We start from the raw sequence: 8,232 nt of genomic DNA, 5'->3' as shown, positions 1-8,232 counted from the left end.
CTTTCAAAAACCCTTTTATCAATAGGTGCAAATTTCTATATCGGAGCTTGGGCTCCACCGTATTAACAGCAAAGAAAAAAGATGTTGACGCCGTTAAGGTATTTTTACTACACTTATAAATGGTCGGCGGCAGTGTAGAGAGCGGGAATGTGAGGGCTGCCGGTTAACATGCTGTTTATTTCGTTCGGGTAATATTTTTTCACAGCCGCAACTAAAAAAAGGAGATAGTAGAAATGGCAGAAGAACACGCGGTAATAGAGACGGGCTTTGGCAGGATTAGTCTGAAATTTTATCCTGAGACTGCGCCAAACCATGTCAATAATTTCATTGAACTGGCAAAAAAGGGTTTTTATGACGGCACGACCTTCCACCGCGTTATACCTGGGTTCATGATTCAGGGCGGCGACCCCAACACAAAAGACCACGACAAATCAAACCACGGCATGGGCGGCCCTGGCCACACGGTAAAGGCCGAATTCAGCCCTATATCGCACAAGCGCGGTATTCTTTCAATGGCAAGGGCGCAGCACCCGGATTCAGCCGGTTCGCAGTTTTTTATCTGCGTTGCCGATTCCCCGTTTCTTGACGGGCAATATACGGTGTTCGGAGAGGTAGTCGAGGGCCTGGATGTCGTTGATAAGATTGTCTCTGTACCCAGGGATGTGCGCGACAACCCTAAGGACAGGGTTGAGATGACTGTCGGGATAGTTGAAGTATAACTTAGTGTATGATGAGGAAACAGCTTGAAAAATAGACAAGAGGAAAGGATATTTTGTGCGGCTGAGACCGCCATACCGCTTCCGCCTATGGATATTTATGAGACCGCCGACGCGCTGGTGTTTGAGATAGACCTGCCCGGCGTGGATATTGATGACATGTCGTTGAAGGTATATGACGACATAGTTGTGATTGAGGGTATAAGGAGCAAGTTGTCAACAGATAATTGCCGTTTCCTTTGTATGGAAAGGACTCACGAGACCTTCAGGCGGATGATAAAACTGCCGATAAGGGTAAATACATCGTCAGCGGCGGCGGTTTATAAGGACGGTGTTATCACACTGAAATTCCCAAAGATAAAGGACAGAGTTTTCCAAATCAGAGTTATAAAGGAGTGACAATGGGGCAAGACGATAAAAAAGATGAAAAAGAGATAGAGGTACCGGACACACTGCCAATACTGCCAGTGCGTGACATTGTGGTATTTCCATATATGATACTCCCCCTGTTTGTAGGCAGGGAGAAGTCCATCAGCGCCATAGATTATTCTTTAAATACGAACAGGATGATAATGCTGCTGACACAGAAGGATTTAAACATAGAAAATCCTGAGACAGACGACCTCTTCAGCGTCGGCACGGTTGGGTTGATAATGAGAATGCTCAAACTGCCGGACGGGCGGGTGAAAATCCTTGTTCAGGGGCTTGCCAAGGCCAGATGTCTTAATATAACTGAAAAGGACGGCATCTATGTGGCCAGTATTGAAAAGATTGAGGAACGCAAACCTGAGGTCATCACACTTGAAATAGAGGCCCTGATACGAAACGTCAAAGAACAGATTGATAAGACGCTGTCCTTGGGAAAGACCATCCTACCGGACATTATGATAGTCATAGAGAACCTTGACGACCCGGGCAGGCTGGGCGACCTTGTTGCCTCCAACATTGGGCTTAAGACCGACCAGGCCCAGCGCATCCTCGAAATAGATGACCCGGTGGAAAGACTAAAAAAGGTCAGCGAAGTGCTGAACCGCGAAATAGAGCTGCTTATCGTGCAACAGAAAATCCAGACCGAGGCCAGAGGAGAGATAGACAAGACACAGCGCGAGTATTTTCTCAGAGAGCAGCTCAAGGCTATACAAAAAGAACTCGGCGATATAGACGAAAAGATGGAGGAAATCAGGGAATTCAAAAAGAAAATCCTTGAAGCCAAGATGCCTGAGAAGGTTCTAACCGAGGCCGAAAAGCAGTTGAAGAGGCTTGAGAAGATGCACCCCGACAGCGCTGAGGCGGCCACCGTGCGCACATATCTGGATTGGCTTGTGGAGCTGCCGTGGTCTAAATCCACGAAGGACAATTTGAACATAAAGGTGGCGAAGAAAGTCCTCAACGATGACCACTACGACCTTGAAAAAATTAAAGAGAGAATCTTAGAGTACCTCAGCGTAAGGAAACTAAATCCCAAAATGAAAGGCCCGATACTGTGTTTTATTGGCCCTCCGGGCGTAGGGAAGACATCCCTTGGGAAGTCCATAGCGCGCTCACTGGGGCGTGAGTTCGTGCGAATCTCCCTCGGTGGCGTAAGAGACGAGGCCGAGATAAGAGGACACAGGCGCACGTATGTCGGGGCGCTTCCCGGTAGGATTATCCAGGGCATCAAACAGGCCGGTATGAATAACCCTGTGTTTATGCTTGACGAAGTGGATAAAATCGGTACTGATTTCAGGGGCGACCCCTCATCGGCTCTGCTTGAGGTGCTCGACCCGGAGCAAAACAACTCCTTCGTTGACCACTATCTGGGTGTGCCGTTTGACCTTACGCACGTCATGTTTATAACGACCGGCAATATCACAGACACGATACCAAGTCCTCTGAGAGACAGGATGGAGCTTATTCACCTTTCCGGCTACACGTCGGAGGAAAAGGTTGGCATAGCGGGGAACTATCTTATTCCCAAACAGTTTAGCGAGCATGGTATTGGAAAACATATAATGAAAATCTCAGGGCCAGCCCTTCTCATGTTGATTGCCCAGTACACAAGAGAGGCGGGGGTGAGGAATCTTGAGCGCTCCATTGCAACCCTGTGCCGAAAGGTAGCAAAGCAGATAGCCGAGGGGAAGAAAAAGAAGTTCGTCATATCGAATAAAAACTTGCACAAGTTCATGGGGCCGCCGCGTTTTCTGCCTGAGGAGGAGATGAAAAAAGACGAGGTAGGCGTGGCCACAGGGCTGGCGTGGACTGAGGCCGGTGGCGATATAATATATGTAGAGGCCATTACGATGAAGGGAAAGGGGAGTCTGACCATTACGGGGCAGCTTGGCGACATCATGAAGGAATCGGCTCAGGCAGCCCTTTCCTATGTACGCTCAAGGGCAAAAGAGCTGGACATAAGCGACGACTTGTTCTCTAAAAAAGATGTTCATATACACGTCCCCGCCGGGGCCATCCCCAAAGACGGCCCGTCTGCCGGTATAACGCTCACAACGGCCATCGCCTCCGCCCTGACTGGAAAACCAATCCACAAGAACATTGCCATGACCGGAGAGGTTACCCTGCGCGGTACGGTGCTTGCCATAGGCGGCCTGAAAGAGAAATCCCTCGCCGCTAAACGCATGGGAATCAAGAAGATAATAGTCCCCAAGCGAAACGAAAAAGACCTTGAGGATATTCCTAAATATATCAAAAAGGATATGGAGTTCATATTCGTAGAGACAATGGACCAGGTGCTGGGCATTGCGCTGATTAATGATACCGCTAAGGGAAAAAAGGATAAGGCCGAAAACGGTAAGCAATGACTTCTCTCTCAGGCGACACCGCAAAGCGGCGCGTGAAGCGGCAGCAGGTGGGGGAACTTGCGCTTGTCAGGTATATACGGGATGAGTTCTCTAAGGGTTCATTAAGAAACGATCTTGCGATAGGCATCGGCGATGACGCGGCCGTCGTGCGGGTTGGCGGCGGGAATATGCTTATCAGTGCCGATACAATGTGCGAAGGGGTTCATTTTGACATGGCCTTTGCCACGGCATATCAGGTGGGATTTAAGCTGGTCTCTGTCAACGTAAGCGATATATACGCGATGGGCGGCACACCGGATTGGTTTTTGCTGACGACATCGTTTCCCCCCGGCACCTCAGACGATTTTGCAAGGAAGTTTTTGTCTGGTGTAAAGGACGCGTTAAACCTCTACGGCGCTGTACTTATCGGGGGTGACATTACCTCCTGCCACTCAGGGATTGTGGTAACGGGCATAGTGCTTGGCCATGCTGACACGCCTATATCAAGAAATGGCGCTCGTGCCGGTGATAAGATATATGTCACTGGTGCGCTTGGGGACTCTGCCTGCGGCCTTGAGCTGCTGAAAAAAATCATGGCCCCTATTGCAATTGAAAAAGGGCAACGCGCAGATAAGCCCTTGCCGTGGGAGATAATGAATCCACTGCTCAAGCGACACCTGATGCCCAAGGTCATCAGGCCGGAGTTCGGCGGGGCGGCGGTTACGGCCATGATGGACATAAGCGACGGCCTTGCGCTTGATATTCGACGGCTTTGTCAGGACAGCGGCGTTGGGGCAATGTTATACGAAAGCAAGATTCCAATGTCTGGCCAGATGCTAAGCGCGGCGGCTTTTTTGGGTAATACAGACCCACTCAGTTTCAGCCTGTGCGGAGGCGAGGACTATGAGTGCCTGTTTACCTCTGCCGATGATATAGATACGGCACACTATATCGGCGACGTAACAGACGATCGGCTCGTCTTAATCAGCAAAAACAACAAATCTGTTGACTTGATGGACTGCGGCTATGAGCATTTTAAAACTTAAGGGAATGTTCAGGTCACTTATGGGCCAGCACGATTCGCCGTCAAAGATGGCGGCGTCTTTTGGCGTTGGGACAATGATAGGGATGTCGCCGCTTTTTGGGATACACACGTTTTTAGGCATATTTGCGGCATGGGCGTTTAAGCTCAACAAGCCTGCCACGATTACAGGCGTCTATGTCACGAATCCATTGACCATCGTGCCTATCTACACGTTTGGCACATGGGTAGGGATAAGGCTCCTTGGTATGGATTTGAGTATGCTGGCGCTTGATTTTGGCCATATTACGTTTTCAAATGTGGTGCACGAGTTAAATGTTTTTCTGCTGCCCTTTTTCGTGGGTTCGACAGTTGTCTCGTTAATCAGCGGTGTCCTGAGTTACTATATAATGCTCTGCATCTTTCGTTTCAGGGACAGAAAAAAAACCCGCGAAACCGCGGCATGAGGCCGTCGTTTAACTCATATATGTCAAAACCAGACGTTAAAGTAACAAGGCTTGATGATAAGGTGTTTAGAGGAGGGCTTAAAGAGGCGGACAGAGATGTCAGGAATTGGGTTAAAGACAACAAGATTGTAGGAAAATATTTCGTCAACAAAGATACGGGATGGGATATAGCCATAACCGCCAACGGGATAGATAAAGTATTAAGCGGTAAACGGGCGGCCATATTTAACCACGTTAAGGCTATTAGGGCAATCCCTGAATTAATAGAAAATGCTGTTTTAGGTGAGACACGGCCAGACAGGAATAACGACCCAAATATAAAAAACATACATATATTTTATGCTCCTTTAGAGGTAGGCAAACATCTTTATCGGGTAAAAATGACAGTGAAAGAAACCAATGACGGCAAACTATTTTACGACCACAACCTAACAGAAATAGAAAAGCCCGCTACCTCCTATTTAGCGCATATGGACGATACCATCTCTGGCAGCGCGCCACATATGGGGCAACGGGCTTCTACTATTAGTGTAACGTATTTGCTTAAAGATGTCAAGACCTCAGATGGTAAAAACATTGGTGAGACAGCAGCCGAACCAAGTACCAAAGAGGCCTCTCCTTACACGTCATCACCAACAGTATCAGTAGTCACGCTTGGCTGCCCAAAGAATCAGGCCGACTCCCAAAGCCTTGAGCGGTTATTTGCCGCCGAGGGTTTTCTTTACACAGAGACGCCTGAGGACTCAGACGTCATACTTGTAAACACATGCGGGTTTATCGAAGACGCAAGGCGTGAGTCAATAAACGAAATCCTGGAACTCGCGGCGCTAAAGGCCAACGGGAAAAAACTCCTCGTCTTTGGATGCCTCGCACAGAGATATAAAGATGAACTGGTAAAGGAAATACCGGAGATTGACGCCATCTTCGGTGTGGGACAAGAGTCGGCCATAGTTGCGTATTGCAAAGAGGTGAAGACCACCGCGGCAGTGCCGCGCGCAGGGACGCACCAGCAAATCAGTCCACCCTCCCCGCCATACGCATACCTGAAGATAGCCGACGGCTGCAACCGTGGCTGCCGCTTTTGCGCCATACCCTCAATCCGCGGGCGCTTTAAGAGCACTGCCGCCGACCGCGTAATAGAAGAGGCCAGAACTCACCTCAACGAAAACAAAAAGGAGCTTATACTGGTGGCCCAGGACGCGGCCTCTTATGGGATGGACACGGGGGAGAGCCTCGTAGCACTCATAGACGCCCTCGCCTCTTTGGATGGGGATTTCTGGATTCGTCTCATGTACTTATATCCCACATCGGTTGACGACGCACTCATTGATTGTATCAAAAGGAACGACAAGGTATTGAAATATCTTGATATTCCTATTCAGCACTCCGAAGACGGCATATTAAGGGCTATGGGGCGGGCGGGGTCGCGCGGCTATTATCTCGGATTATTTGACACAATACGCTCACAACTACCGGGGGTGTGTCTGAGGACTACGCTGATGGCGGGATTCCCCGGTGAGAGCGCCAGGGATTTCAGGAGGCTCTTATCGTTTGTGGAAGAGGTGAAATTTGACAGGCTCGGCGTCTTTGCCTACTCGGACGAACAGGGCACCGCGGCATTTGAGATGCCAAAGAAAGTCTCTAAGAAGACCACACTCAAACGGGTAGAAGAGATAATGTTTCTGCAGGCTGAAATATCATATGAGAAAAACCGCGCGCTGATTGGAAGACAATTCAGGGGGATAGTTGACGATGTACAAGAAGGTGTTGCCCTTGCCCGCTTATACTGCCATGCCCCGGAAATAGACGGCTGCGTATTTATTGAGGACACCCCAGGGGATTTCAACACAGGTGATTTTGTTACTATTCAGATAACAGACGCTGAAGAGTATGACCTCAGAGGGGAAATAATTTTTTAAAAATATCGCTGTGCTATTGAACAATATGGCACGATTAGTGTTAAAATTAATTAGTTATGGCAGATGAGACCCCGGACATTGATTCTATATATCACTATACGCAGGAAGAGGTCACACCTCCCTGTGGTGCGCTGCTGAAGGGCCTCACACCACTTCACGTTATCTTATTTGTTGCGACCTTGCTTACCACGCTGCTTGCCGGAATGTTACAAAAGGACATAAATCCCTTAGATGAGCCGTGGAGGTTTTACGAGGGGCTGCCGTTTGCGTTAACGCTGCTTACGATTCTGATGGTACATGAGTTGGCCCATTATTATTCGTCAATAAGACATCACACTGCGGCCACGCTGCCGTATTTTATTCCGGCCCCTCTGTCACCTATTGGCACGTTTGGGGCGTTTATCAAGATGAAATCCCCGATTCGCACGCGCACTGCCCTGATGGACATAGGGGCGTCCGGGCCGATTGCGGGTTTTATTATTTCTATTGTGGCGGTTGTTGGCGGGCTGTTTTATTCGGAGATTGGCTTAGTAAATAATAAGATGGGGATGGTTTTAGGGGATTCGCTGTTGTTTTCATTACTTACGAAGCTGATAGTTGGCACACCTCCACAGGGGTATGATGTGATGTTAAGTCCGGTTGCCTTTGCCGGGTGGCTTGGGTTTTTTGTCACGTCGCTGAATCTGATACCGATAGGGCAACTTGACGGTGGGCATATAATGTATGCGTTTGCCGGGGGGAGCAACATATGGATTTCCAGGGTGTTGGTAGTGTGTCTGGCCCTAATGGGGATAGAGTATTGGAATGGGTGGCTGTTCTGGGCGGCGCTGATGGTTGTGCTGGGCCTGAGACACCCGCCCGTGATTTTCAATGAAATCCCACTGGAGCCATCAAGAAAAAAGATGGCGGCAATTTCACTTGCCATATTTATAGTAACGTTTGTGCCTATGCCGTTTAGGATTATGGAATAGCTGCGTCAGTGCATGAAAAACGCTTTCATAACAAGCGATATGACACCGGCAAGCATAATGCCCATCATCCATTTGATAAGTGTTAATTCGCCCTCTATCTTAGTCATACGCTCAGTTAGTTTGGATTCCAGTCGCAGCATGTCTTCTTTAATAGCTAAATCCTTGCGAGAGGCAGTTTCAGATTCGTTAATGACTTAACGAAGGCATCAGCGCCCTCGTCGCCTAATTTCTCTCTCAGTATCCTGGGTATCGTTATTATGCTCATGTCTTCATTATACCGTATGCCCATGATATTTATCAACACAGAACGGGAGCCCTATAACCGACATAGAGAAGCGAAAAGAGTTAAAAGCCCCCGTGCTTT

Annotated in this window: 8 protein-coding genes; 7 read left to right on the top strand and 1 reads right to left on the bottom strand. The window is 48.7% G+C overall.

Features of this window, described 5'->3' with window-relative positions:
- Positions 1–233: 233 nt before the first annotated feature.
- The 7 genes from AB7D94_RS15070 to AB7D94_RS15040 are packed head-to-tail and all read left to right on the top strand — an operon-like array spanning position 234 to position 7,868.
- Complete coding sequence (locus AB7D94_RS15070; protein ID WP_420266796.1) at positions 234–719, top strand: peptidylprolyl isomerase; 486 nt, start codon at positions 234–236, stop codon at positions 717–719.
- A 24-nt stretch (positions 720–743) separates the two neighbouring features.
- A complete protein-coding gene (locus AB7D94_RS15065; protein ID WP_420266795.1) occupies positions 744–1,115 on the top strand; it encodes an Hsp20/alpha crystallin family protein in 372 nt (123 codons plus the stop codon).
- Between the two features lie 2 nt (positions 1,116–1,117).
- Entirely contained in the window at positions 1,118–3,511 is a 2,394-nt protein-coding gene (gene lon, locus AB7D94_RS15060; protein WP_420266794.1) for an endopeptidase La, read from the top strand.
- Positions 3,508–4,536, top strand: coding sequence for a thiamine-phosphate kinase (gene thiL / locus AB7D94_RS15055; RefSeq protein WP_420266793.1), 1,029 nt, complete (start codon positions 3,508–3,510; stop codon positions 4,534–4,536). Before lon ends, thiL begins: the two co-directional genes overlap by 4 nt.
- Complete coding sequence (locus AB7D94_RS15050; RefSeq protein ID WP_420266792.1) at positions 4,517–4,978, top strand: DUF2062 domain-containing protein; 462 nt, start codon at positions 4,517–4,519, stop codon at positions 4,976–4,978. The genes thiL and AB7D94_RS15050 overlap by 20 nt, the downstream gene beginning before the upstream one ends.
- A gap of 20 nt (positions 4,979–4,998) precedes the next feature.
- Positions 4,999–6,897 (top strand): 30S ribosomal protein S12 methylthiotransferase RimO, encoded by a 1,899-nt coding sequence (rimO, locus tag AB7D94_RS15045; protein ID WP_420266791.1) that lies wholly within the window; start codon positions 4,999–5,001, stop codon positions 6,895–6,897.
- A gap of 56 nt (positions 6,898–6,953) precedes the next feature.
- Positions 6,954–7,868 carry a site-2 protease family protein gene (locus AB7D94_RS15040; RefSeq protein ID WP_420266790.1) on the top strand — a complete coding sequence of 305 codons (915 nt, stop codon included), beginning with the start codon at positions 6,954–6,956 and terminating at the stop codon, positions 7,866–7,868.
- 154 nt (positions 7,869–8,022) lie between these two features.
- Here the strand turns inward: AB7D94_RS15040 and AB7D94_RS15035 are convergent, their stop codons facing one another.
- Positions 8,023–8,172 carry an LA_3696 family protein gene (locus tag AB7D94_RS15035; protein WP_420266789.1) on the bottom strand — a complete coding sequence of 50 codons (150 nt, stop codon included), beginning with the start codon at positions 8,170–8,172 and terminating at the stop codon, positions 8,023–8,025.
- Between the last annotated feature and the right edge of the window lie 60 nt (positions 8,173–8,232).

Source organism: Candidatus Magnetominusculus dajiuhuensis (genome assembly GCF_046044395.1).
Taxonomy (GTDB): Bacteria; Nitrospirota; Thermodesulfovibrionia; order Thermodesulfovibrionales; family Magnetobacteriaceae; genus Magnetominusculus; species Magnetominusculus dajiuhuensis.
This window is presented reverse-complemented; position numbering and strand designations above follow the sequence as displayed.